This is a genomic window from Paenibacillus sp. HB172176 (assembly GCF_011947265.1).
Classification (GTDB): domain Bacteria; phylum Bacillota; class Bacilli; order Paenibacillales; family Paenibacillaceae; genus Pristimantibacillus.
This window is the reverse complement of the sequence record NZ_JAATHD010000002.1, coordinates 439,240-463,155: the sequence shown is the minus strand read 5'-3', so window position 1 is coordinate 463,155 and position 23,916 is coordinate 439,240. Positions and strand designations below refer to the sequence as shown.

Here is a 23,916-nt window from a genome sequence, read left to right as displayed (position 1 = left end):
GAAGGAGCAAATATGCCGAACCGACTTGACAATGATCAAGCTGGTTTGGTATTTTTGTATTAACGATTAGCACTCATTCCGGTCGAGTGCTAACGAAGAAGCGTAATCGATAATATTTCGTAGTGGAGGGATTGGAATGCTGACGGATCGACAACGTATGATTTTGCATGCCATAGTAGATGATTATATTCGTTCTGCTGAACCGGTGGGATCACGCAGTATTTCAAAGCGCGGAGATGTCGGCTTCAGTCCTGCGACCATTCGGAACGAGATGGCTGATCTGGAGGAGCTCGGCTTCCTGGAGCAGCCGCATACCTCGGCCGGGCGCGTGCCGTCCACGAAGGGATATCGATATTATGTGGATCATTTGTTGAAATTCAATGAAGTGAACGAACAAGATTTGGGCATGGTAAGATCCTTCGTGACGGATAAGATGAATCAGATGGAGCAGGTTATTCAGCAGACGGCGACGATTCTATCCAATCTGACGAACTACACCTCCATTGTGATGGGGCCCGAGCTACTGAATACTTCCTTGAAGCATTTTGGGCTTGTGCCGCTTAATCCAACCACGGCAGTGGCGATCATAGTAACGAATACCGGACATGTTGAGAATCGAACAATCTCGATTCCGCCGGAATTGAATATGGATGACATGCAGAAGGTTGTCAATATTCTGAACACACGACTTGTCGGGGTGCCGCTCGTCAGGCTGAGAGCGAAGCTATACAGCGAGATCGGCCAAGAGCTTGAACGCCATGTGGATCATTACGAGAAGCTTCTTGAAGTGCTCGACACGGCGCTTCGGAATGACGAAGAGCATCGGGTATTCATGAGCGGAGCGACCAATATGCTTACGCAGCCTGAATTTCAAAATGTCGACAAGGTGAAGACGATTCTGGATTTGCTGGATGAAACTCCCGCCGTTATGAAGCTGTTCTCATCGCTGCCTATTGGAATAGGAGTGCGCATCGGAACAGAGAATGATCATAAGGCCATTAACGATTGCAGTCTTATTACGGCAACGTACACGATTGAGGGAGAATCGCTCGGGACGATCGGCATTCTTGGTCCAACCCGCATGGATTACGGCAAGGTAATGAGTCTGCTGGATTTGATATCCAAAGATATGAGCATCCTGCTCAGCAGATGGTATAGGTAGCGAAGGAGGTGAAACGGTGAGTACCAAGGAACAACATAATGATACAGAGGATATAGTAGTGGAAGAAACAAACGAAGAGCAAGAAGCGCAGGCTGCTGAGGCGGAAGCTTATGCGGCGGAGGAAGATATTCCCGCTGAAGACGCCAAATACAACGACCTGATGAAGCAAGCCGAGGAAAGTCAGCAAAGATACTTAAGAGCGCAGGCCGATTTCGATAATTTCCGCCGCCGTACGGTGAAGGAGAAGGAAGAGCTTGGACAGTACGCTTCCATGAAGCTCATCTCTCAACTGCTTCCGGTTGTCGATAACTTTGAACGCGCCATTACGGCGTCGGCAGCTAATAAGGATTATGACTCTCTGGCGAAGGGCGTTGACATGATTTTCCGGCAAGTCGTTCAAACGCTCGAGCAAGAAGGGCTGAAAGCGATGGAGGTCGTCGGCGAGCCTTTCAACCCCGAGTTCCACCAGGCGATCATGCAAGTGGAATCCGAAGAGCATGAGGAAGGCATTATCGTAGAGGAAGTTCAGAAGGGTTATATTCTGAAGGAGAAGGTATTGCGTCCAGCAATGGTGAAAGTAAGCGGCTAATATAAATCAATGATCGATTAAGGAGGAATTTAACGATGAGCAAGGTAATTGGTATTGACTTGGGAACAACAAACTCATGCGTAGCGGTAATGGAAGGCGGGGAAGCCGTCGTTATTCCTAATCCGGAGGGCAACCGGACGACTCCATCGGTAGTGGGCTTCAAAAAAGACGGCGAGCGCGTAGTCGGCGAAACGGCAAAGCGTCAAGCGATTACGAATCCAGACCGCACAATCAGCTCGATCAAACGCCATATCGGCACGAGCTACAAAGAAAAAATCGACGACAAGGAATTTACGCCTCAAGAAATCTCGGCTATTATTCTGCAGAAGCTGAAATCTGACGCAGAGGCTTATCTGGGGCAGCCTGTCACGCAAGCCGTTATTACGGTTCCGGCTTATTTCAACGACAGTCAGCGTCAAGCAACGAAGGATGCGGGCAAGATCGCAGGTCTTGAAGTGCTTCGTATCGTCAACGAGCCGACTGCGGCCGCTCTTGCGTACGGTCTCGAGAAATCCGAGGATCAAACGATTTTGGTCTATGACCTTGGCGGCGGCACATTCGACGTATCGATTCTCGAGCTGGGCGACGGCTTCTTCGAAGTGAAAGCGACCAGCGGCGACAACAAGCTTGGCGGCGACGACTTCGACCAAGTGATTATCGACTATCTCGTATCCGAATTCAAGAAAGAGCAAGGCATTGACCTGTCCAAGGACAAAGCGGCTGTTCAACGTCTGAAGGATGCGGCCGAGAAGGCGAAGAAGGAGCTTTCCGGCGTAACATCCTCTTCGATCTCCCTTCCGTTCATCACGATGGTTGACGGCGTTCCACAGCATTTGGAGATGTCGTTGACGCGCGCGAAATTCGATGATCTTTCATCGGCTCTTGTCGAGCGCACGCTTGGACCTACACGTCAAGCGCTTAGCGATGCGGGCATGTCCGCAAGCGATATCGACAAGGTTGTACTCGTCGGCGGTTCGACTCGTATTCCTGCCGTTCAGGACGCGGTGAAGAAGCTGATCGGCAAGGATCCGCATAAAGGCGTTAACCCGGATGAGGTTGTCGCGCTTGGCGCAGCGGTTCAGGCCGGCGTATTGACAGGAGACGTTAAGGATGTTGTATTGCTGGACGTTACGCCGTTGTCCCTCGGCATCGAAACTGCAGGCGGCGTATTCACGAAGATGATCGACCGCAATACCACGATTCCGACTAGCAAATCTCAAGTATTCTCGACCTATGCCGACAATCAGCCGGGCGTTGAAATTCATGTCCTGCAAGGCGAGCGTTCGATGGCCAATGGCAACAAAACGCTTGGACGCTTCACGCTCAGCGACATCCCGCCTGCTCCTCGCGGCGTGCCTCAAATCGAGGTTACCTTCGACATTGACGCGAACGGTATCGTTAACGTATCCGCTCTGGACAAAGGAACGGGCAAAAGCCAGAAAATCACGATCACTTCCTCGAGCGGTCTGAGCGACGCGGAAGTCGAGCAAATGATGAAGGATGCCGAGCTTCATGCCGATGAAGACCGCAAACGTCGCGAATTGGTTGATGCGAAGAACTCTGCCGACCAACTCGTGTATCAAACTGAAAAAACGATCAAGGATCTTGGCGACAAGGTTGACGCTGCCGAGGTTGAGAAAGCGAACGCGGCCAAAGAGAAGGTCACCGCGGCGATCGCTACTGATGATTTGGAGCAAATCAACGCGGCTGTTGCCGAGTTGACTGAAATTGTGCAGCAGCTTTCCGTTAAGCTGTATGAGCAGGCTGCTCAAGACGCAGGCGCAGCGGAGCAAGGCGGAGAAGAGCCGTCATCCAAAGGCAAGGATAATGTTGTAGACGCGGATTACGAGGTTGTCGACGACAAAAAATAAAGGTATTAATCGAGAGGTCAAGGACGGGCGTTTCCTGTCCTTGACCTCCTTTCATGGACTTGGAGGCGAGAACGGTTGGCCAATAAACGTGATTACTATGAAGTGCTTGGCGTGGGTAAGGATGCCTCGACCGAGGATATCAAAAAATCCTACCGCAAGCTTGCCCGCCAATATCATCCCGATGTGAACAAGGCGGCGGATGCGGAAAGCAAGTTTAAAGAAGTGAAGGAAGCTTACGATGTTCTAAGCGATGACGGCAAGAGGAGCACCTATGACCGGTACGGACATGTCGATCCGAACCAGGGCATGGGCGGAGCAGGAGGAGCCGATTTCGGCGGCTTCGGCGATATCTTCGATATGTTCTTCGGTGGGGGGGGCGGAAGACGCGACCCGAATGCGCCGCAGCGCGGCAATGATCTTCAGTATACGATGACCGTCGAATTCAAAGAAGCGGTGTTCGGCAAAGAGACGGAAATTACCATTCCGAGAACGGAATCCTGCGATACCTGTCACGGGTCGGGCGCAAAGCCCGGAACGCGTCCGGAAACTTGCTCAGTATGTAAAGGCAGCGGTCAGCAAGAGATTGTCCAGAATACGCCATTCGGCAGAATGGTCAATCGCAGAGCCTGTACGAATTGCAGCGGCACCGGCCAGGTGATCAAAGAGAAGTGCAGCACCTGTCATGGCGCGGGCAAAGTGAAAAAACAGCGTAAAATCAAAATCAATATCCCTGCCGGCGTCGACGAAGGCGCGCAAATCCGCATGTCCGGAGAGGGCGAGGGCGGAACGCGCGGCGGCCCGTCCGGCGATTTATATATTGTTATCCGCGTCAAATCGCATGAATTTTTCGAACGCGAAGGCGATGACATCTATTGCGAGGTACCGCTCACCTTCGTTCAAGCGACGCTTGGCGACGAGGTGGAAATTCCAACCTTGACGGAGAAGGTAAAGCTGAAAATTCCTGCCGGCACGCAGACGGGTACCTATTTCCGTTTGAAAGGAAAAGGGGTGCCGAAGCTGCGCGGCTACGGAACCGGCGATCAGCATGTGAAGGTTACGATTGTAACGCCTACGAAATTGTCCGAGGAGCAGAAAGAGCTGCTTCGTCAATTCGGCGGATTGACGGGCGAAGTGTCCTCCGTACAAGGCGAGCATCATGAGTCGATCTTCGATCGCATGAAAAAGGCGTTTCGAGGGGAATAATCCGAGCTCAAGGATCCCATCCGCCATTTGCATAAAGCGTTTCGCGTGAGAAGCTGCGGAGCGCTTTTTTGCGTATAAATTGATGGTCGTTGAGACAATCTATTCCGGTGAAGCATGCGCAGCATGACAACATCGAAGGAGGATATTGCAATGACTGATCAAGAAAACAAAGATCTCGACAAAGTGAATTTCGCCGAGCTTCCAATCGGCAAGGAAGAGGATGTCGAGTTCTCCGAGGAGCTTGCCGACGAGGCCGACCACAAAGCTCAGCAGAGGGCTGCGGAAGCTGATAAACGTGTAGAAAAGCAGCAGGATTAGAGGATGAGCACCATTGAAATTCAAGCTGCCTTCCCATCTGAATACGCTGCGCAGGAAGCGCTGCATAAGCTGCAATCGCTGCGCGTGATCGAGGTCGGTGGGCTGCTTGAGCATGGCAGACTTAACGCCACTGTCGATAAAGCCCTCTCAGAGCGTGCTGTTCGATTAATAGAACAGATTGGCGGACAGGCTAGCGTAGAAGCTTTATTCTAGCAGCTTTGACAGGGTGTATGGGTGCGAATATATAAGGCAAGGGTTTTACCAGAGAGACGAGAAGCCATGAACGAATAGTTCTTGCGGCTTTTCGTTTTTTTGTGCTTGAGCGGCTAATTCGAAAGTTCATTCCTGTATTATTGCAGCAATTCCCATTTTGCAATAAGTTGAATCAGTATTGTTCTACGCGTGTCGTATTAAGCTCAATAACGGCAGACATACCTTATGCAAAAACTTGGCTACAGACTGCGTCTGGTGTACAATGAAGGGTAGGTTTTTATGACTTGGGAGGCAATTCGAATGAAATGGAATGAATTAACGATCGCAACAACGGAGGAAGCAACGGAAATGATCTCGAATTTCCTCCATGAGCATGGCGCCGGAGGCGTTTCGATCGAAGAATCGGGCACGCTGAATAAACCTCGCGACACCTCGCTAGGACAATGGTATGAGCTGCCCTTGAACGATATTCCGGAAGGACAAGCCGTCATTAAAGGCTATTTCTCGGAAGGAACCGATATGGAAGAGCTTCTCGCAGCTGTAAAGCCTCGCGTCGAGGAGCTGCGCGACTTCGATATTGATCCAGGCATGGTCGAATATTCGATTATGGAAGTGGATGACGAAGACTGGGCGACGGCATGGAAGCAATACTTCAAGCCTCTGCGCATATCGGAAAAGTTGACCATCAAGCCGACATGGGAGGCTTATGAAGCCGGCGAAGGAGAGAGGATTATTGAACTCGATCCTGGAATGGCCTTCGGTACAGGCACTCATCCTACGACGGCATTATGTTTGCAAACGCTGGAGTCCGTAATAAAAGGCGGAGAAACAATGATCGATGTAGGCACGGGCTCGGGCATACTTGCAATAGGCGCTTGCAGGCTTGGCGTTAAGCAAGTGCTTGCGCTGGATCTGGATCCGGTCGCCGTATCGAGCGCCACAGAGAATGTGCGCCTTAACGATCTGTCCGACGATGTCGAAGTGAGGCTTAGCGATCTGCTTGGCGTGCTGCATGAATCGGAGTCTGCCGCGGAATTGAACGGCTCGCCTGCTACGTCTGCACAGGTGAAGGTGCAACTGCCTGTCGATTTGATTGTGGCGAATATTCTGGCAGAGATTATTCTGCTGTTCATTGACGATGTCTACGCTTCGCTTAAGCCGCAAGGGATCTATATTGCATCCGGCGTGTACATGAATAAGGAAGAGGATGTGGAGCAAGGCTTGATGAAGGCGGGCTTTGAAATCGTAGAGAAACGCCGCGACGCGGATTGGATCGCGTTTGTAGCTAGAAAACCGCAGGTGAATTGATGGATCTGCAAAGTTTTTTTCGATTTCCGCTTGAGGATCTGCCGTTTATTGTGCTGGCGCTCATTCTGTGCTTCACGGTTCATGAATTCGCTCATGCCTTTATGGCTTATAAATTCGGTGACGATACAGCTTACAAGGAGGGCCGGGTAACGTTAAATCCTGTTTCACATTTGGATTTTCTCGGGTTTTTCCTCATATTGATAGCGGGCTTTGGCTGGGCCAAGCCTGTACCCGTGCGCGCCAGCCGGTTCCGGAAGCCGCGCACGATGAGTATTATTGTTTCGGCTGCAGGACCGATTAGCAATTTTCTTCTTGGGATGATTGGGACTTTAGTGCTTGTTTACCTGATTAACAGTGGATTTATTCATGTTGGAATGGATCGATCAACCGATGCGATTTACAAGTTTCTTGGTTATTTTATTTCTTATAATTTTCTATTATTCGTCTTTAACTTGATACCGTTGCCGCCGCTTGACGGCTATAGAATCGTATCTGAATTTCTGCCGCTCCGGGTAAGATACAAGGTGGAACAGAACATTCATTGGGGAACCATTATCTTTTTAATGCTTGTCTTCATTCCTCACTTGAGAGAGTTTACGATCGATCCGATTCTTAATTTAGTGAATCCTTTATATCGCTTTGCGCTTGAATTCGCTCAGAGCATACTTTGAATGATAACAATTGCTTATACAGGCTTTTGATAGCGTAAGAATAATCGAATAAGGTGGTTGAACATGCAACGATATTTTGTCGAGCCGGAGCAGATGCGGGATAATCAGGTTATCATAACCGGCGAAGACGCGAATCATATCGTCCGCGTCATGCGAATGAAGCCAAATGAGAAGATCATCGTCAGCGACGGCGTCAGTCGCACAGCGCTTGCGCGAATCAGCGAAAGCGAGCCTGCATCCGTTGTCGCGGAGATTGTGGAGTGGCTTCCTCGCAACAGCGAGCCTGCCTGGTCCATTACGATTGCTCAGAGCTTGCCCAAGGGGGACAAGATGGAGCTTGTCATTCAGAAGGGCACGGAAATCGGAGCGATGGCCTTTCTCCCTTTCCAGTCCAAACGGATGATTGTGCAGTATGACGGGAAGAAGGAAGCAAAGCGTCTGGAGCGTTGGAGCAAAATCGCGAAGGAAGCGGCCGAGCAAGCGCATCGGCATCGGATTCCAATCATATCGCAGGTCCATAGCTGGCGTGAGCTGCTGAAAGCGGCGGAAGGCTTCGATCTCGTTTTGTTCTGCTATGAGCAAGAGGGACATGCGGCTCATGGCAGAGGAATCGGGACGGCGGTGAAGGAATGGCGTTCTAAGCAGGAAGAAATGGGGAAGGCTGATGAAAAGGCTAATTCTCCGAAGGTGCTGCTTGTCGTAGGCCCCGAGGGAGGCTTCGCTGAGGAGGAAGCCTCGCAGGCAGAGGAAGCCGGCGCGATTTGCGTTAGTCTTGGCAAACGGATTTTAAGAACGGAGACGGCAGGCATCGTCGGATTGACTTGCTTATTATATGAATCTGGAGAAATGGGAGGAGCGTGACCATTATGCCATCGGTCGCATTTTACACACTTGGCTGCAAGGTTAACTTCTATGATACGGAGGCGATCTGGCAGCTGTTCAAGGCGGAGGGCTACGAGCAGGTGGATTTCGAGACTACCGCCGATGTGTATGTTATCAACACATGCACGGTTACCAATACGGGAGACAAGAAGAGTCGGCAGATTATCCGTCGCGCTGTACGGCGAAATCCGGATGCGATTATTGCGGTCACCGGCTGCTATGCGCAAACTTCACCGGCTGAAATTATGGCGATTGAAGGCGTCGATCTCGTCATCGGAACGCAGGATCGCGAGAAAATCATCTCGTTCATAGAGCAATTTCAACAAACTCGGCAGCCCTTGAACGCAGTGCGCAATATTATGAAGACGAGAAGCTTTGAAGAACTGGATGTGCCCGATTTCACGGAACGCACACGGGCATTCCTGAAAATTCAAGAGGGCTGCAATAACTTCTGCACCTTCTGCATCATTCCATGGTCGCGCGGCTTGTCGCGCAGCAGAGAGTCGGGCAGCGTCCTGGAGCAAGCCAGAGCGCTGGTAGCCTCAGGCTACAAGGAAATCGTGCTCACGGGGATTCACACCGGCGGCTATGGCGATGATATGGAGAACTACAATTTGACCAGCCTCCTGTGGGATTTGGACAAAATAGAAGGTCTTGAGCGGATTCGCATTTCATCGATTGAAGCGAGCCAAATCGACGACGCGATGATCGATGTGCTTAACCGCTCTCCCAAGATGTGCCGACATCTTCATATTCCGCTGCAAGCGGGAGATGATTCGGTGCTGAAGCGAATGCGCCGTAAATATACGACAGAGCAATTCGCGGAGAAAATCAAGCTCTTGCATAAGGCGATGCCCGGCGTAGCGATAACGACGGATGTCATCGTAGGCTTCCCGGGCGAGACGCAGGAAATGTTCGAGAGAGGCTACGCATTCATGGAAGAGATGGGCTTTGCGGAGATGCATGTGTTTCCCTATTCGAAACGAACGGGAACACCGGCCGCCCGTATGGAGGATCAGGTCGACGAGGAAGTGAAAAATGATCGCGTGCATCAACTGATCGATTTGTCCGAGAAGCTGCAGCTGAGGTATGCGAATGCCTATCAAGGAGAAATCGTGGACGTCATTCCGGAACGCGACTATAAAGGAGCGCCGGGCACGGGGCTTGTGATGGGGTATTCGGATAATTATTTGCAAGTTGTTTTCGAGGGCGACGAATCCTTGATTGGACAGCTGTGCAGAGTGAAAATTGCGGAGACGGGCGTCAACGAATGTCGAGGACAGCTTCTGCGGGTACTCGATAACAAGCTCGCGAAGCAAGCATAGCGACAGCGGCCAACTGCAGGATTCCTCTCGCTTTTCCAAGTTAAATATGGAAAAGATGAAGGAATCCTTTGCTGCATATACTAGAAGTACGAGTTCAATCGTTCGAAATGGGATGATCGAACAACCTTGTCAGGGCGAATGTTGCAGGGGGGTAGGCTTTATGAAGGAAATATCGGCTGGCGGCGTCGTGTTCCGCCACAACGAGGAAGGACAGCTGCAGGTGCAGCTTATTCAAGATCGCTACGGCAAGGTTTCCCTGCCGAAGGGCAAAATGGAGCCCGGGGAAACGGTCGAGGAAACCGCGCTGCGCGAAATCCGGGAAGAAACGGGGCTGACCGGAGAAATCGTGTCCGAGATCGATCAAATCAAATATCAGTATGAGCATTCCTCATTCGGCTTGGTGGATAAGGAAGTGCATTATTATTTGGTTAAGGCAATTGGAGGGACCCATCAAGCGCAGATTGAGGAAATACGCGGCGTGGATTGGTTTGAGCCGATGGAGGCCTGGAGAAGGCAGAGGCAATCCGGCTATGACAACAATCATCGCATATTGGCAGGCGCCTTGCGGCAACTCGGCTATCAGGTGACGGTCTGAGCCTGATCATGTACGGATAGGTTCAAGCCTTCGAAGGATGCGCAGATAGCAGAGGGGGAGCGCAAGCAGAGAACTGACGATATTGAATAGGGTCTGCGCCCTCGCAATTTGCGAGGAAGGCGTATGGGACAGCAAACCGGAAACAATCGACAGCTCATGGACGAGAGGCATGAACAGCAGCGCGCCGCCCACATTCAGCGCAATATGCGAAACCGCGACAAGCCGGCCCGCTCTTGAACCGCCAATGGAAGCGAGGACGGCGGTCATGCATGTACCGACATTCGCGCCAAGCATGATGGCAATGCCAAGCGGAGCTGGAAGGACGCCTGTTGCGGCAAAGCCCATCGCGAGTCCGATGACGGCCGTGCTGCTGTGAACGGCTGCCGTAATGACGGCGCCTGCAACGAGCCCCCACCACAGGTTGGAGGAGGCCTTGTCGAGGAACCAGTCGAACATGGCGCTGTTCTGAACATAAGGCCCTGCAGCCTGCATGATCGAGAGCCCGGAGAGGACGAGACCGAAGCCGCACAGCGCGACTGCCGCTGAGCGGAAGGGATCGAGCCAACCAACCGCTTGAAGGCGGGAAACCAACCCCACTTCGGCAAGGAGAACGGTTCCAAGCCACATCAATATGGAACAAACAAGCAAAGGCAATGCCAATTGATGGATTTCAAGACCAATTAATTCCGTCGTCAGACAGGTGCCGATATTGGTTCCAAGAATAATGCCGAGCGTACGAGGAAAGGTCAACAGGCCGGCATTCACCATGCCGATCGAGATGAGCGTCACGGCTGTGCTGCTTTGCAGGAAGGCTGTCGCAACGGCGCCGGTTGTCATGCCTCTCACAGGCGTATCGGTAGCCGAATGAATCAGCTTATTCAAGTAAGGGCCGCCAAGACGATGAAGCGCAAGCTCCATCAGCTTCATTCCGCACAGAAAGACGGCGAATCCGAATAACAGGGGCATAATTAATGTTTGAAACATAGGCTGAATCTCCTTCAAAGCATATTCGCTTCGTATATTGCTATGCGGAAGCGCGGAGGAGCATGACAAGCTGTTCAAAGGGAGAGGAAGTAGAAGGCATGGAACAGACTTCGGTGATTTTGCAGAAGAGTCGCAAGAAAAGAATCGAGGAAGGCCATCCTTGGGTCTATAGCAGCGAGATTGATAGATTGGAAGGAGAAGCGGAGCCAGGAGATTTGGTCCGGGTGTTGACTCACTTGGGCAAATATGTCGCGACGGGCTATTGGAATCCGCAATCTCAAATTACGGTTCGCGTCGTATCCTATACAGAGCTTACGGAGATGGACAAAGCGTTTTTCATACAGAGATTGCAAGAATGCAAAGCGTATCGCGAACGTTTCGTGCCTGATCATGACTGCAGGCTTGTCTACGGCGAAGCCGATTTCTTGCCGGGCTTGATTGTGGATCGCTTCAAGGATGTGCTGGTCGTTCAGTTGCTCACGCTTGGCATGGAAAAAGCAAAGCAAGCATTGCTCGAAGCATTAATCGAGGTATTCGAGCCTGGGGGCATTTACGAGCGGAGCGATGTCAGTGTGCGCAAGCTCGAAGGCTTGGAGGAAAGAGCGGGACTGCTGCATGGCGAATGCCCTTCTATCGTAGAGATTGAAGAGAATGGTCTGAAGCTGGAAGTCGATATCGTGAACGGCCAGAAAACGGGCTATTTCTTCGACCAACGCGAGAATCGGGCTGCGATTGCACCGCTGATGACCGGATGGGGCGGGCGGAGCGGCATTAAGCTTGGTTTGCTCCAGGACGAGCCCGAAGCGGGTCTCGTTCCCGTGAACAGCAACGGCAAGCGCGTATCCTTCCCTTATTGGGACGGTGCAACGGTGCTGGAATGCTTCGCGCATACCGGCAGCTTCACGCTGAACGCTTGCAAGCACGGGGCGAAGAAGGTAACCTGCCTGGATGTGTCCCAGCATGCTATTGATACAGCGCGCAGCAATGTAGAGCGAAACGGTTTCTCGGACCGCGTTGAATTCATCGTTGCCGACGCTTTCGATTATTTGCGTTCGCAGGTGAACGGCCTTCAGGAGAGAAAGCAGAGATCGGAGGGCGGAGCCCTCACCGCGAAGAAGCTGGAGCGGGAGGGGCGCACCTGGGATGTGGTCATTCTTGATCCTCCCGCGTTCGCCAAGACCAAAAACGCGGTAGCGGGCGCCCGCAGAGGCTATAAGGACATAAATCTGCAGGGGCTGAAGCTGGTCAATGAGGGCGGCTATCTCGTCACGGCAAGCTGCTCCTATCATATGCTTCCCGATCTGTTTCTGGAGGCGGTTCACGAAGCGGCCAAGGATGCCGGCAAGCTGCTTCGTCTCGTGGAATGGCGTGCCGCGGGCAAGGATCACCCGCAGCGACTCGGCGTTAGCGAGGGGCATTATTTGAAGTTCGCCATTTTCGAGGTGCGCAGCAAGAGCAAGGAATAAGAGGGAGGAATGTCGAGTGGGATTGCGGTTCATTCTTGGACGTTCGGGCACAGGGAAGACTGGCAGATGCCTTAGTGAAATTCGCGAACAGCTTGGGGCGGCTCCCATCGGACCGCCTCTTATTATGCTGGTCCCGGAGCAAGCGACCTTTCAAACGGAGTATGAATTGCTGAGCGGCGACCAGGGTTATTCCGTCGGCGCTCCTCTAAGCGGCACCTTGCGTGCGCAAGCGTTAAGCTTCCGCAGGCTGGCTTTTCGCGTTATGCAGGAAACGGGCGGAACGGCGCTGACGCCGATTGGCGATACAGGAAAGCACATGCTGCTGTACAAAATCGTGGAGCGCAACGCTTCGAGGCTGGAGTTGTTCCAAGGCGGCGCCGGTCAGCCCGGATTCATCGACCGTCTCGCGGAGCTGATTACGGAATGGAAGCGTTACGGGCTTACCAGCGCGGAGCTTGTCGATGTTCATAAGCGCTCAGAGACGCATTCGCCCATGCTGCGACGCAAGCTGCATGATTTGACGATGATTTACGATCAGCTCGAATCGGAGCTGGCAGGCAAATACGTGGACGCCGAGGATTATTTGACCCATCTGAGGGAAGGCTTCGGGAAAGCCTCGGCGATGCGCGGCGCGAGGTTTTGGATTGACGGCTTTCACGGCTTTACGCCAGCGGAATACGAAGCGATCGGCGCACTGCTGTCGGCTTCGGCTGATCTGAATGTAACGTTAACGCTGGATCGCGAGTATGAGCTTGGAGAACTTCCACATGAGCTGGATCTGTTTCACCCCGCCGCTGAAACCTATGGCAAGCTGCTGGCGCTCGCCGGGCAGCATGGAGCCGAGATTCTGAATCCGCTTCTCTTGAATGGTGAAGAAGCGCCGCCGAGATTCGCTTTCAATCGGACGCTCGCTCATCTTGAGAAGCATTTCGACGACCGAGTGCCGCTTCTTCCATCTCGCCGTTCGCCGACAGACGGCGTCGACTTAAAAACGGATATCTCGCGGGAATCGCCGTTTCCAGGACTTTCTCTGCATGCCGTCTCCAGCCGCCGCGCAGAGGTGGAGTCTGTTGCCCGGGATATGATCCGCAGAGCGCGCGAGGATGGTATCAGATGGCGGGATATGGCCGTTCTTGTGCGCAATGCGGAGGATTATGCGAATTACTTGTCCATTGTGTTCACGGACTATCGCATTCCTTATTTCATCGATCAGAGAGAGAAGGCTGCGCATCATCCCCTAGTGGAATTTATTCGTTCTGCGCTGGAGACCGTTCTGCAAGGCTGGCATTATGACGCCGTTTTCCGCTGCATCAAGACCGAATTGCTGTTTGGGATTGACGATAGACTGCCTAGAGAATGGTTCGATCTTCTGGAAAACTTTGTATTGGCTAGCGGCATAGATGGCTGGAAATGGCAGGATGCAGGAAGCTGGAGGCCGCAGGCTGCGGTCTCGCTGGAAGAGGATTCGGAGATGGAGACGGTCATTAGCGAAGCGTCTCGCCAAGAATTCGAGCTGGTCATGAAGGCTCGGGAAGCCATTGTCCCTTCTTTGGCCGGATTCGAGCAGTCTTTGCGAAAGGCGGGCAATGTCACACAAATGTGCGAGGCGCTGTACCGTCTGCTGGACAGAATCCAGGCGGCGGACCGCTTGGAGCGATGGAGCGACATCGATCTGGAGAACGGCAATGTGCTGCGATCAAGAACGCATCGTCAGCTATGGGGCAATGTCATGGATTTGCTTGATCAAATGGTAGAGCTGGCCGGGGAAGAGACGTTATCGCCTGAGCTATTCGCGGGCATGGTCGAAGCGGGGCTGGACAGCATGAATCTGGCGTCGGTGCCGCCTGCGTTGGATCAGGTGCTGGTAGGCAGCATGGACCGCACCCGAGCGGGAAAGATCAGCGTCTGCTTCGTGCTTGGCGCCAATGACGGCATCATGCCGATGCGCGTGCAAGAGGACGGCATTCTGACGGAAGCGGAGCGGGAACGTCTCGCGGAGGACGGATTGCAGCTTGCGCCAAGCGTCAGAAGACGTCTTCTGGATGAACGGTTCATGATCTACAATGCTTTCACGAAGCCGAGCGCGCATCTATGGATCAGTTGGGCTCAGGCCGACGAGGAAGGCAAAACGCTGCTTCCATCCGAGATCATCAGACAGCTTCGTAAAATGTTTCCCGGCATCGCGATTCAGGAAGAGCATCTGGAGCCAACTCCTTCAATGACTGCGGAAGAGCAGAAAACGTTCCTTCAACTGCCGGGCCGTACGCTGACCTCTTTCGTATCCATGCTGCGGAATTGGCAGCAGGGGGACGAGATTCCGCCATTTTGGTGGGATTTGTACAATTGGTATGCCGTGCGCCCGCAGTGGCAAGACAGGCTGCAGCTGCTTCTTCGGTCTCTCGCGTTCGACAATCGGGCAACGGCGCTGTCGGAGGCGGTTGCCGCCGACCTTTACGGCGTCCGCATGCAAGTGAGCGTGTCCCGATTGGAGAGGTTCGTGTCCTGCCCTTTCCAGCATTTCGCGATTCACGGTCTCAAGCTTCGCGAACGCAAGCTGTATCGCTTGAACGCGCCGGATGTCGGCCAGCTGTTTCATGCGGCGCTCAGCCAGCTCGCCAAGGAGCTGGGCGAAACCTGGGGAAGAAAATCCTCCCGGGAGATCAGAGAAGCGTCCGACCGGACTGTGGATGCGATCGTGCCGAAGCTGCAGTCGCAAATTCTGCTTAGCAGCGGGCGCATGCAATTTATTGCCCGCAAGCTGAAGGAAGTGGTTGCAGGAGCGGCTATTGCGCTTGGCGAGCATGCCAGGCGCGCGGTATTCCGTCCTGTCGGCATGGAGGTAGGCTTCGGGCCGGACGGCGAGCTGCCTTCGCTGGTGCTGCCGCTCGGCGGCGGACATGAGTTGGAAGTCATTGGCCGGATCGATCGGGTTGACGCTGCGGAGACCGATCAGGGACTGCTCCTGCGCGTGATGGACTATAAGTCCAGTTCGACAGCGCTAAGGCTGGAGGAGGTCATTCACGGCCTATCGCTGCAGATGCTGACCTACCTCGACGTATTAATCACGTTCGGTCAAGAGTGGCTGGGCAAACCGGCCGATCCTGCCGGCGTATTATACTTTCATGTGCATAACCCCATGCTCTCTCTGGCCAACCGAATCGAAGAGAAAGAGGCGAACGCGGAGCGTTTGAAGCGCTATAAGCCTAAGGGCCTGCTGACCGCGGATGCCGAAATCGTGCGGCTGATGGATGAGGAGCTGGAGACGGGACAATCCGAAGTGCTTCCCGTAGGCGTGAAGAAGGACGGCAGCTTCTACAGCTCGTCGTCCGTTATTTCGCAGGAGCGCTGGACGATTCTTCGCAGGATGGTGCGGGAGCGCATCTCCCAAATCGGCAGCGATGTACAGGCGGGGGAAGTGAAGATCGAGCCGTATCGCCTGGAAGGGCGGACGCCATGTCAATTTTGTCACTACAAATCCTTATGTCAATTCGATCCCCTGTTCGACGGGAATGCATTCAAGAAGCTGAGCAAACCAACCAAGGACGAGGTATGGCAGGAGCTGGAGAAGGAGTGATGCGTCATGAGTCAGCCAATGGGCAATAGAACCCCGAAGCCAGCCGGGAGCACGTGGACCGACGAGCAATGGCAGGCGATTGTAACGAGCGGCTCCAATGTGCTAGTGGCTGCAGCGGCGGGATCGGGCAAGACGGCGGTGCTTGTGGAGCGCATTATCAGGAAGATCGCCTCCAATACCGATGTCGACCGTCTTCTGGTAGCTACGTTCACGAAGGCCGCCGCTGCGGAAATGAAGGATCGCATTCGAATTGCGCTGGAGAAGGAGCTGGATCGCGATCCCGGCTCCGAGCATCTTCGCAAGCAGCTTGCTCTTATGGGACGAGCTTCAATTACGACGCTGCATTCGTTCTGTATGGATGTCATTCGAAGATATTATTCGCTTATCGGGCTTGATCCCGGCTTCCGAATCGCGAATGAGACGGAAAGCGAGCTTCTGCGTCTCGATGTGCTGGACGAGTTGTTCGAGCACAGATACAGCGATGAAGCTCCGGACAAAGGCGCATTTCTAATGCTGGCGGATCGATTCGGCGGCGAGAAGGGCGATGAGCCGCTTTATCGGCTCGTTCAGCAGCTCTATGAATTTTCTCGAAGCCATCCTTGGCCGGAGCACTGGCTAATGGAGACGGCGGGAAGCTATAACCTCGGCTCCGAGGAGGAACTGGAGCAGAGCAATTGGGCGGAGGTGCTTCGCAAGGACCTCGTCTTGTCGCTCAGCGGCGCGCAGTCTCTAATCGAGCAGGGGCTTGAGCTCACTCGACTGCCTGGCGGACCGGCGCCCTATGCGGACAACTTCGAGGCTGATGAAGCTGTTATTCTTGAATTGCAGCGAACGATTCGCGCTTCATCGTGGCGTTCCTGGCCGCAGCACTTCCGGGCGGCAGCTTTCGGCCGCTTGAAGTCAGCGCGGGGAGACGAGTACGACAAGGAACTGCAAGAACAAGCGAAGAGCTTAAGAGATGCCGCGAAAAAAATAATCGGCGATTTGACAGAGGAGCTGTTCGGCCGTTCAGCCTTGCAGTTTCTGGAGGAGCTGCAGGAGCTTGCGCCGCTCATGGCCGCCCTGTCTCAGCTTGTTATCGACTTCGGGGAGCGGTATGAAGCGGCCAAGCGGAGCAAGGGCTTGCTCGACTTCGGCGATCTTGAGCATTATTGCCTGCGCATTCTTCGTTCCGAGCAATCCGAGCCCGGCAAGCTTGTTCCGTCGTCTGCTGCAGTGGAATATCAGCGGCAATTCGATGAAATCCTGCTGGATGAATACCAGGATACGAACATGGTGCAAGAGGCAATCATTTCGCTTATAGCGCGAGGAACGGCGGACGATGAAGCATGGGCTTCAGGCAACCGTTTCATGGTTGGGGATGTGAAGCAGAGCATCTATCGCTTCCGACTGGCGGAGCCGAATTTGTTCCTGAGCAAATACAGAGCCTATCCATCCTATTCCGACGACTTGAGCGATGAAAGCCGCGCGGCGCAAGAAGAAAGGATTGAAGCGGCACGCTCGCCGGAGTTCGCATCGTACCCTCCAGGGATAAGGATTGACCTGGCGCGGAATTTTCGGAGCCGGCAAGAGGTAGTGGACGGCGTTAATTCGGTATTCAGAGCGATTATGCGGGCGAATGTCGCCGAGATGGATTATGATCCGAAGGCCGAGCTTGTCGCTGGCGCGGCTTATCCTGAGCCTAAGAAGCGAGGCGACTGTAAAGTGCAGTTTGCGCTGCTTGATCGCGGAGGCGACACCGGCCTTGATCATGAGGAAGCCCGGGATGCCGATGCCGCGGATCATCAGGAAGTCGAGGCGGGATCGAGCGCCTACGGAGAGATGGAGAACGCTTCGGAGCTTCAGACGGTTCAACTGGAGGCTCGGTATATCGCCAATCAACTGCAAGCGATGATGGATGCGGACGAAGAGGTGTTTGATCCGCGCCGCAAAAGCTGGCGCAAGCTGGAATGGCGCGATGTCGTTATTCTTCTGCGGGCTACGCAGGCATGGACGCCGGTTATTATCGATGAGTTGCAGCAACGCCAGATACCGGCTTATGCCGAGCTGAGCAGCGGCTATTTTGAGGCGGTTGAAGTGGAAACCATGCTGTCGCTGCTGCGTGTCGTCGATAATCCTTATCAGGACATACCGCTGGCTTCCGTGCTTCGCTCGCCGTTGTTCGCGATGAAGGAAGAGGAGCTTGCCCGCATTCGCATTCTGTCGCCGAAGGCTTCGTACTACGACGCGGTGCTTCATGCCGCGGGAGACGAATCGCTGGACAAGCCGGCAGGCGTGAAGCTTGCGCTCTTTCTCGAGAGTCTGGAGCGCTGGAGAATTGAATCTCGGCAAGGCTCGCTCGTCGATCTCATCTGGCGAATCTATACAGAGACCGGTTATTATGATTTCGTTGGCGGACTTCCGGGCGGCTTGCAGCGGCAAGCGAATCTGAGAGCGCTGCATGATCGGGCGAGGCAGTATGAAGCAACCTCCTTCCGCGGACTGTTTCGTTTCCTGCGGTTTATTGAACGCATGCGCGACAGCGGAGGCGACCTGGGAACGGCAAGAGCGCTTGGCGAGCAAGAGGATGTTGTTCGCATTATGTCCATACACAAGAGCAAAGGCTTGGAATTCCCGGTCGTATTCGTGGCAGGGCTGGGCAAAATGTTCAATCAGCAGGATCTGAGGAAAGCTTTCCTGATGCACAAGGAGCTCGGCTTCGGTCCGCGTTATATTGATCCTGACCTGCGAATCAGCTATCCCGCCTTCTCCTATCTGGCTATTAGAAAAGCGCTTCGAATGGAGCTGCTCGCCGAGGAGATGCGAATCTTGTATGTGGCTTTGACCAGGCCCAAGGAGAAGCTTTTCCTGGTCGGAACCGTGTCCGACGCGGAGAAGAAGCTTCAAAACTGGAGAGCATCGCGGAATCAAGCGGGACAAATTACCGATTATCGGATTGCGACGGCTCGTTCCTTCCTTGACTGGCTGGGTCCGATATGCTCCGCGGCGTTCGAGAATGAAGCGACGATTGACGGGGCGGCCTGGATAGCGCGCATTCTGCCTGAATCCTTATTCGGCGTCGAAGCGGCCGCGGCGCTCCATGGTGAGAATGAAGCAGAGACGGAAATCAGGGAAGCGAAATGGCTTGCAATCCGCTCGCTTGCCGAGCTTGACGATGTCGAGCGCGATCATGAGCTTCGAGAACGACTGGAATGGGAATATCCGTATCAAGAAGCGGCAGGCATCGCCGCCAAAACCTCGGTTACGGAAATGAAGAGACTGCAGCAGGAAGCGGCAACGGATGCTTATCCATTATTCGAGCAAAGCAATTCGCGGGAGGATTACGGCGCTGCCGGAGCATTAAGCCTGACACGTCCATCTTTCATGGCAAGAAAAACATTGACGGCAGCGGAGAAGGGTTCCGTGAATCACCTGTTCATGCAGCACATGCCTCTGCATGAGCCGATTTCCCAGCAGAAGCTGCAAGAGGTGTTGTCGGGCTTGATCTTGAAGAAGCTCATAACGGAGAAGCAGGCAGAGGCTGTCCATCTGGCAAGCGTCGAAGCCTTCATGGGAAGCGAGCTTGGCAAGCGACTCCAAAAAGCGCGCTGGGTGGAACGCGAGCTTCCGTTCAACAGCATGCTTCCCGCCGGCCGAGTATACGCCGCCGCAGACATCAGGTTGGAAAATGAACCGATTCTCATTCAAGGCGTGATTGATTGTTTGTTCGAGGACGAGCGAGGCGTCATTCTGGTTGATTACAAGACAGATCGCATTGCAGACGGGAGCTGGGAACAAGCGGCCGAACGCCATCGCTTTCAACTGGAGCTGTACAGCGAAGCGATTGAAGGCGTCATCGGCCGGCGCGTGGCTGAACGCCACGTGTTCTTCTTTGACGGCGCGGTATCTGTGCAATTATAGGTTATAGGGATAAATAGTGAAGCTTATAACAAATGCGGGAGGGAAAAGCGTGGACAAGAACGGGAAGAAGAGGCGCGGGTACGCGTTGCCCATCACGTTGCTTTTGTTAGTGATGAGTTTAACTTGCAACATTTTGCTGCTAACGAAAAATGTGCAGCATACCCGGGACGAAGCGGTCGAGAGGGGCAAAGCGATCTATGACTACTTCGCCGAGAGTGTCCGGCAAGCGGATGAGATGCAAGTCTACTTGCGGGAAATCATCACTTTGAACGGCGAGAAGGAGGGCAGCGCAGCCCGACTGACCGCTACGCATGCGGGGAAGGCGGCACAGCCTGAAAGAATGAGCTTGTATCAGTTAATGACGGCGGCAAGCGAACAAGAGCCCGGCCGTTTCGAGGGAGCTCCTGAAGAGGCCGAAGGATATTGGCAAAACAGGATCGTCGCAAGCTTGCTTGCCATTGCTGCTGGAACAGGCGAATTGACCGAAGAGGAGTTGACAAAGCTCTCCGCGATGGAGGAGGAGTTGACGGCTTTGAAAGCCGTACTGGCGAAGTTCGATTATGATATCGGCGATGATCGAAGCTCGCTCATTCAATTGTCCAACGGATTGAATTGGCTCGACATAGCGGCGGAGCTTCAAGACGAGTTGACACAAACATCGACGAATTAAAGGCCTTGCGGAAATGATTCTGAATGCTCCATGATATCCCATATTCTTCCAGGGTTGTCCGCAGTAGCCATCCGCCTACTCCAGCATATGCTGTAGTGACAGGAGGCTGAGAATATTGGAGAATTCTATGGCGGCATCCGCCATGCAGCAGAAGGAGCTGTGCGAGAAGCATATGCATCGGTATGTGATGGTGCAGACGAACGAGGGCTGCTGCTTTGACGGCATCGTGGAGCATGTGGATGATGAAATGGTTTGCATCGCTGTACCTTATTGTCCTGGTGAATGGGACGGCCGAGCTTTTTTTCCATATGGCGGTTTTGGGGGCTTCGGCGGCTATGGCGGGTTTTATCCCCGCAGAAGATTTTACCGCAGAGCGTTTCCGCTGGGCTCGTTGCTGGCTTTGTCCCTATTGCCTTATTACTTTTAATCATGTGCATCGATCGAACGACAGGCGCGAGCCTGTTGTTCGCGGAGCGCTATTGGACGAGCAATGCCAATTTGAGGTAAAATATAAAGAATGGCTGTCAATACGAATCGATGTGAGGAGATTGCCCCTATGGACTGTTTGTTTTGCAAAATTATCGAAGGCTCCATTCCTTCGAAGAAGGTGTTCGAGAACGAGCGCGTTCTCGCTTTTCAGGATATTCAGCCCGCAGCGCCCGTACATATTCTCATTATTCCGAAAAAACATATCGCTACAATGAATGATATCGAAACCGAGGATGGAGCATTGATTGGCGAATTGTTCCTGACTGCCAAGCAGATTGCGGAGGAGCAAGGCATTGCCGAAGCGGGCTATCGCTTGATCAACAATGTCAACAAGGACGGCGGACAGGTGGTCTATCATCTGCATGTTCATCTCTTGGGCGGCAAGAAAGTAGGTCCGTTGCTTGCCGAGTAGACAAAGTTGACACTGGGTTTTGGTTTGCCTTATAATGAAGTTTGATAAACCGTGTTGTAATAGCTCTGGACGGTCTGTTTCGGAGGGAGGGAAAACTGGTGTCTGAAACTAAAGTTCGCAAAAACGAAACCATTGATGCTGCGCTTCGCCGTTTTAAGAGATCCATCGCGAAAGACGGTGTTCTGGCTGAGGTGAAGAAACGCAAGCATTATGAAAAACCAAGCGTGAAGCGCAAGAAAAAGTCCGAGGCTGCGCGTAAGAGAAAGTTTTAGGAGGAGCCTTATAGATGAACCTGAGCGAACGATTAAACGATGATATGAAGCATGCCATGAGGAGCAAAGAGAAATTCAAGCTCACTACGATTCGCATGATTCGCGCATCGGTGAAAAACTTGGAGATTGATCTGAAGCGTCCTCTGGAGGATAGCGAAGTGCTTGATATATTAAGTCGTGAGATCAAACAACGTAAAGATTCCCTCCAAGAATTCAAAAAAGCCGGCCGAGATGATCTAGTGTCAGATCTTGCCGCAGAAATTGAAATTATTAGTGGATACCTTCCCGAACAGCTGACTGAAGAAGAGATTCAAGAGATAGTAAGGCAGACCATCCAAGAACTCGGTGCTTCTTCCAAAGCCGATATGGGGAAAGTTATGAGCGCCCTGATGCCCAAAACAAAAGGACGCGCTGACGGTAAACTAGTAAATCAAGTCGTACAGCAATTTCTGCAATAGCTAACAACGGACTCTCAAAACACCCCTACCGGGGTGTTTTTTTGTGTTATGATGTAAATATTGAAACATGGCAATCCGACATACGTATGTAAGGTATGCAATTATGAAAAGGAGGATCTTGCTTGCTTACATTAACGAAGCGGCACAAGAGGGCTGCCCTGTCCGTACTTGCGGCAGTCATGCTGTTCATTGCTTTCGCAGGGATCGCTTCAGCGCCGATTGTCTCTGCGGCTGTATCGACTGATTCGGAGCAGGATGCAGCCAATCAGACCACTCCGGATGCAGGACCGGCTGTGTATGTCATTCCGTTGAAAGGAGAGGTAGAGCCTTCCATGTACGCTTTCCTGAAGAGAGCGTTCAAGGAGGCGCGGGAAGCGAAAGCGGAGCGAATCATCCTCGTGGTGAATACGTACGGCGGGCGGATCGACAGCGCAGACGATATCGGCGAGCTGCTGCGAGACGAGAATATTCCGATTACGGCATTCGTAGAGGGGAAAGCGGTCTCAGCCGGAACCTACATCATTCTTAACGCGGATCAGATTGCGATGCAGAGCGGAAGCTCGATCGGCTCTGCGGCGGTTGTGGACGGCTCGGGCGAGTTGGTCGATAACCCGAAGACGGTCTCCTTCTGGGTCGGGCAAATGTCTGAAGCAGCCAGACTGCATGACAGAGATCCGTCCATTGCTGCGGCCATGTCCGATGTGAACGCGGAGGTGGATCTGACTGAGGAGATCGGCAGGAGCAAGAAAGCCGGCGATATTCTCTCGTTGACCGCCTCTGAGGCGCTCAAGGTAGGGTATTCCGAGTATACGGCGGACTCACTTGAGGATGTCGTCACTTGGCTTCAGCTTGACGGCAGAGAACAGATTGAAGTGAAGCCGTCGGCCGCGGAGAATGTGGCGAAGTTTCTGACGAATGGAATCGTTGCGACCATCCTTCTTATCCTCGGGATTGCGGGTATCGCGATTGAATTGATCGTTCCCGGCTTCGGCGCGCCTGGCTTAACGGGTCTCATCTGCTTCGGGTTGTTTTTCTTCGGGTCCTATATTTCGGGCCTTGCGGGAATCGAGACGATCATTCTCTTTGTCGTCGGGATCGTGCTTCTCATTATTGAATTATTTGTTCCAAGCTTCGGCATATTAGGCTTATTAGGGGGGGCGGCGCTTATCGCCAGCGTAGTCATGTCGGCTCCTGATCCAATGACGGGATTTCTAACGATCGTTATTGCTTTTGCGGTCGCAACCGTTATTGTCATTATCGTAGCCAGAACGAACAGAGGGCGCGGTGTCTGGAACAAATTCATTCTGAAGGATAAGCTGACATCGGAGGAGGGTTATCTGTCATCCGAGGTGAAGACGACGCTTGTCGGAGCCGTCGGCGTATCCATAACGCCGCTTAGGCCCGCAGGAACGGCGCTTATCGCGGAAGAGCGGATGGATGTTGTCACATCCGGGGAATTCATTGCCGCAGATAGACCGGTTAAGATTATCAAGGCTGAAGGAACCTGGATTGTCGTGAAGGAAGTTACGGAAGAAGGGTAAGTGTGTAAGCAAA

Annotated in this window: 21 protein-coding genes; 20 read left to right on the top strand and 1 reads right to left on the bottom strand. The window is 53.1% G+C overall.

Annotated features, from left to right (window positions below):
* Window positions 1–136: 136 nt before the first annotated feature.
* The 11 genes from hrcA to HFP08_RS04570 all read left to right on the top strand — a co-directional run bounded on the left by hrcA (window position 137) and on the right by HFP08_RS04570 (window position 10,137).
* Window positions 137–1,162 (top strand): heat-inducible transcriptional repressor HrcA, encoded by a 1,026-nt coding sequence (gene hrcA, locus HFP08_RS04620; protein ID WP_168119320.1) that lies wholly within the window; start codon window positions 137–139, stop codon window positions 1,160–1,162.
* Between the two features lie 16 nt (window positions 1,163–1,178).
* Entirely contained in the window at window positions 1,179–1,751 is a 573-nt protein-coding gene (gene grpE, locus HFP08_RS04615; RefSeq protein WP_168119319.1) for a nucleotide exchange factor GrpE, read from the top strand.
* Window positions 1,752–1,786: 35 nt separating this feature from the next.
* Window positions 1,787–3,622 (top strand): molecular chaperone DnaK, encoded by a 1,836-nt coding sequence (gene dnaK, locus HFP08_RS04610; protein ID WP_168119318.1) that lies wholly within the window; start codon window positions 1,787–1,789, stop codon window positions 3,620–3,622.
* A gap of 75 nt (window positions 3,623–3,697) precedes the next feature.
* On the top strand, window positions 3,698–4,825 hold the full coding sequence (gene dnaJ / locus HFP08_RS04605; RefSeq protein ID WP_168119317.1) for a molecular chaperone DnaJ: 1,128 nt from the start codon (window positions 3,698–3,700) through the stop codon (window positions 4,823–4,825).
* Window positions 4,826–4,975: 150 nt separating this feature from the next.
* Complete coding sequence (locus HFP08_RS04600; RefSeq protein WP_168119316.1) at window positions 4,976–5,143, top strand: YfhD family protein; 168 nt, start codon at window positions 4,976–4,978, stop codon at window positions 5,141–5,143.
* A gap of 3 nt (window positions 5,144–5,146) precedes the next feature.
* Entirely contained in the window at window positions 5,147–5,356 is a 210-nt protein-coding gene (locus HFP08_RS04595; protein WP_168119315.1) for a hypothetical protein, read from the top strand.
* Between the two features lie 300 nt (window positions 5,357–5,656).
* The gene (gene prmA / locus HFP08_RS04590; protein WP_168119314.1) at window positions 5,657–6,664 is read left to right on the top strand and encodes a 50S ribosomal protein L11 methyltransferase; all 1,008 of its coding nucleotides are present in this window, start codon (window positions 5,657–5,659) and stop codon (window positions 6,662–6,664) included.
* A complete protein-coding gene (locus tag HFP08_RS04585; protein ID WP_168119313.1) occupies window positions 6,664–7,335 on the top strand; it encodes a site-2 protease family protein in 672 nt (223 codons plus the stop codon). The genes prmA and HFP08_RS04585 overlap by 1 nt, the downstream gene beginning before the upstream one ends.
* 63 nt (window positions 7,336–7,398) lie before the next feature.
* Window positions 7,399–8,196 carry an RsmE family RNA methyltransferase gene (locus HFP08_RS04580; RefSeq protein WP_168119312.1) on the top strand — a complete coding sequence of 266 codons (798 nt, stop codon included), beginning with the start codon at window positions 7,399–7,401 and terminating at the stop codon, window positions 8,194–8,196.
* A gap of 5 nt (window positions 8,197–8,201) precedes the next feature.
* Complete coding sequence (gene mtaB, locus HFP08_RS04575; RefSeq protein ID WP_168119311.1) at window positions 8,202–9,542, top strand: tRNA (N(6)-L-threonylcarbamoyladenosine(37)-C(2))-methylthiotransferase MtaB; 1,341 nt, start codon at window positions 8,202–8,204, stop codon at window positions 9,540–9,542.
* Window positions 9,543–9,702: 160 nt separating this feature from the next.
* Window positions 9,703–10,137 carry an NUDIX hydrolase gene (locus HFP08_RS04570; RefSeq protein ID WP_168119310.1) on the top strand — a complete coding sequence of 145 codons (435 nt, stop codon included), beginning with the start codon at window positions 9,703–9,705 and terminating at the stop codon, window positions 10,135–10,137.
* A 6-nt stretch (window positions 10,138–10,143) separates the two neighbouring features.
* Here the strand turns inward: HFP08_RS04570 and HFP08_RS04565 are convergent, their stop codons facing one another.
* Window positions 10,144–11,121, bottom strand: coding sequence for a Na/Pi cotransporter family protein (locus HFP08_RS04565; protein WP_168119309.1), 978 nt, complete (start codon window positions 11,119–11,121; stop codon window positions 10,144–10,146).
* A 98-nt stretch (window positions 11,122–11,219) separates the two neighbouring features.
* Here HFP08_RS04565 and HFP08_RS04560 point away from each other — a divergent pair, with 98 nt between their 5' ends.
* The 9 genes from HFP08_RS04560 to HFP08_RS04520 all read left to right on the top strand — a co-directional run bounded on the left by HFP08_RS04560 (window position 11,220) and on the right by HFP08_RS04520 (window position 23,903).
* Complete coding sequence (locus HFP08_RS04560) at window positions 11,220–12,587, top strand: class I SAM-dependent rRNA methyltransferase (protein ID WP_168119308.1); 1,368 nt, start codon at window positions 11,220–11,222, stop codon at window positions 12,585–12,587.
* A gap of 16 nt (window positions 12,588–12,603) precedes the next feature.
* Window positions 12,604–16,161 (top strand): helicase-exonuclease AddAB subunit AddB, encoded by a 3,558-nt coding sequence (addB, locus tag HFP08_RS04555; protein WP_168119307.1) that lies wholly within the window; start codon window positions 12,604–12,606, stop codon window positions 16,159–16,161.
* A gap of 6 nt (window positions 16,162–16,167) precedes the next feature.
* On the top strand, window positions 16,168–20,061 hold the full coding sequence (addA, locus tag HFP08_RS04550; protein ID WP_206109174.1) for a helicase-exonuclease AddAB subunit AddA: 3,894 nt from the start codon (window positions 16,168–16,170) through the stop codon (window positions 20,059–20,061).
* Window positions 20,062–20,110: 49 nt separating this feature from the next.
* Window positions 20,111–20,731, top strand: a complete 621-nt coding sequence (locus HFP08_RS04545; RefSeq protein WP_168119306.1) for a hypothetical protein — start codon at window positions 20,111–20,113, stop codon at window positions 20,729–20,731.
* A 115-nt stretch (window positions 20,732–20,846) separates the two neighbouring features.
* The gene (locus tag HFP08_RS04540; RefSeq protein WP_346768718.1) at window positions 20,847–21,158 is read left to right on the top strand and encodes a hypothetical protein; all 312 of its coding nucleotides are present in this window, start codon (window positions 20,847–20,849) and stop codon (window positions 21,156–21,158) included.
* A gap of 129 nt (window positions 21,159–21,287) precedes the next feature.
* Entirely contained in the window at window positions 21,288–21,632 is a 345-nt protein-coding gene (locus HFP08_RS04535) for a histidine triad nucleotide-binding protein (protein WP_168119305.1), read from the top strand.
* A 98-nt stretch (window positions 21,633–21,730) separates the two neighbouring features.
* Complete coding sequence (gene rpsU / locus HFP08_RS04530; protein ID WP_005547957.1) at window positions 21,731–21,904, top strand: 30S ribosomal protein S21; 174 nt, start codon at window positions 21,731–21,733, stop codon at window positions 21,902–21,904.
* Between the two features lie 14 nt (window positions 21,905–21,918).
* Window positions 21,919–22,362: a GatB/YqeY domain-containing protein gene (locus HFP08_RS04525; protein ID WP_168119304.1), complete on the top strand. Its 444-nt coding sequence runs from the start codon at window positions 21,919–21,921 to the stop codon at window positions 22,360–22,362.
* Window positions 22,363–22,484: 122 nt separating this feature from the next.
* Window positions 22,485–23,903, top strand: coding sequence for an NfeD family protein (locus HFP08_RS04520; protein ID WP_240941076.1), 1,419 nt, complete (start codon window positions 22,485–22,487; stop codon window positions 23,901–23,903).
* The last annotated feature ends 13 nt before the right edge of the window (window positions 23,904–23,916 follow it).

Bases quoted from the DNA above. Each gene is read 5' to 3' on its own strand.
- HFP08_RS04535 (WP_168119305.1), top strand. From the start codon at position 21,288: ATGGACTGTTTGTTTTGCAAAATTATCGAAGGCTCCATTCCTTCGAAG.
- hrcA (WP_168119320.1), top strand. From the start codon at position 137: ATGCTGACGGATCGACAACGTATGATTTTGCATGCCATAGTAGATGAT.
- HFP08_RS04560 (WP_168119308.1), top strand. From the start codon at position 11,220: ATGGAACAGACTTCGGTGATTTTGCAGAAGAGTCGCAAGAAAAGAATC.
- addA (WP_206109174.1), top strand. From the start codon at position 16,168: ATGAGTCAGCCAATGGGCAATAGAACCCCGAAGCCAGCCGGGAGCACG.
- HFP08_RS04570 (WP_168119310.1), top strand. From the start codon at position 9,703: ATGAAGGAAATATCGGCTGGCGGCGTCGTGTTCCGCCACAACGAGGAA.
- dnaK (WP_168119318.1), top strand. From the start codon at position 1,787: ATGAGCAAGGTAATTGGTATTGACTTGGGAACAACAAACTCATGCGTA.
- HFP08_RS04525 (WP_168119304.1), top strand. From the start codon at position 21,919: ATGAACCTGAGCGAACGATTAAACGATGATATGAAGCATGCCATGAGG.
- HFP08_RS04585 (WP_168119313.1), top strand. From the start codon at position 6,664: ATGGATCTGCAAAGTTTTTTTCGATTTCCGCTTGAGGATCTGCCGTTT.
- HFP08_RS04595 (WP_168119315.1), top strand. From the start codon at position 5,147: ATGAGCACCATTGAAATTCAAGCTGCCTTCCCATCTGAATACGCTGCG.
- HFP08_RS04565 (WP_168119309.1), bottom strand. From the start codon at position 11,121: ATGTTTCAAACATTAATTATGCCCCTGTTATTCGGATTCGCCGTCTTT.
- HFP08_RS04580 (WP_168119312.1), top strand. From the start codon at position 7,399: ATGCAACGATATTTTGTCGAGCCGGAGCAGATGCGGGATAATCAGGTT.
- mtaB (WP_168119311.1), top strand. From the start codon at position 8,202: ATGCCATCGGTCGCATTTTACACACTTGGCTGCAAGGTTAACTTCTAT.
- HFP08_RS04600 (WP_168119316.1), top strand. From the start codon at position 4,976: ATGACTGATCAAGAAAACAAAGATCTCGACAAAGTGAATTTCGCCGAG.
- prmA (WP_168119314.1), top strand. From the start codon at position 5,657: ATGAAATGGAATGAATTAACGATCGCAACAACGGAGGAAGCAACGGAA.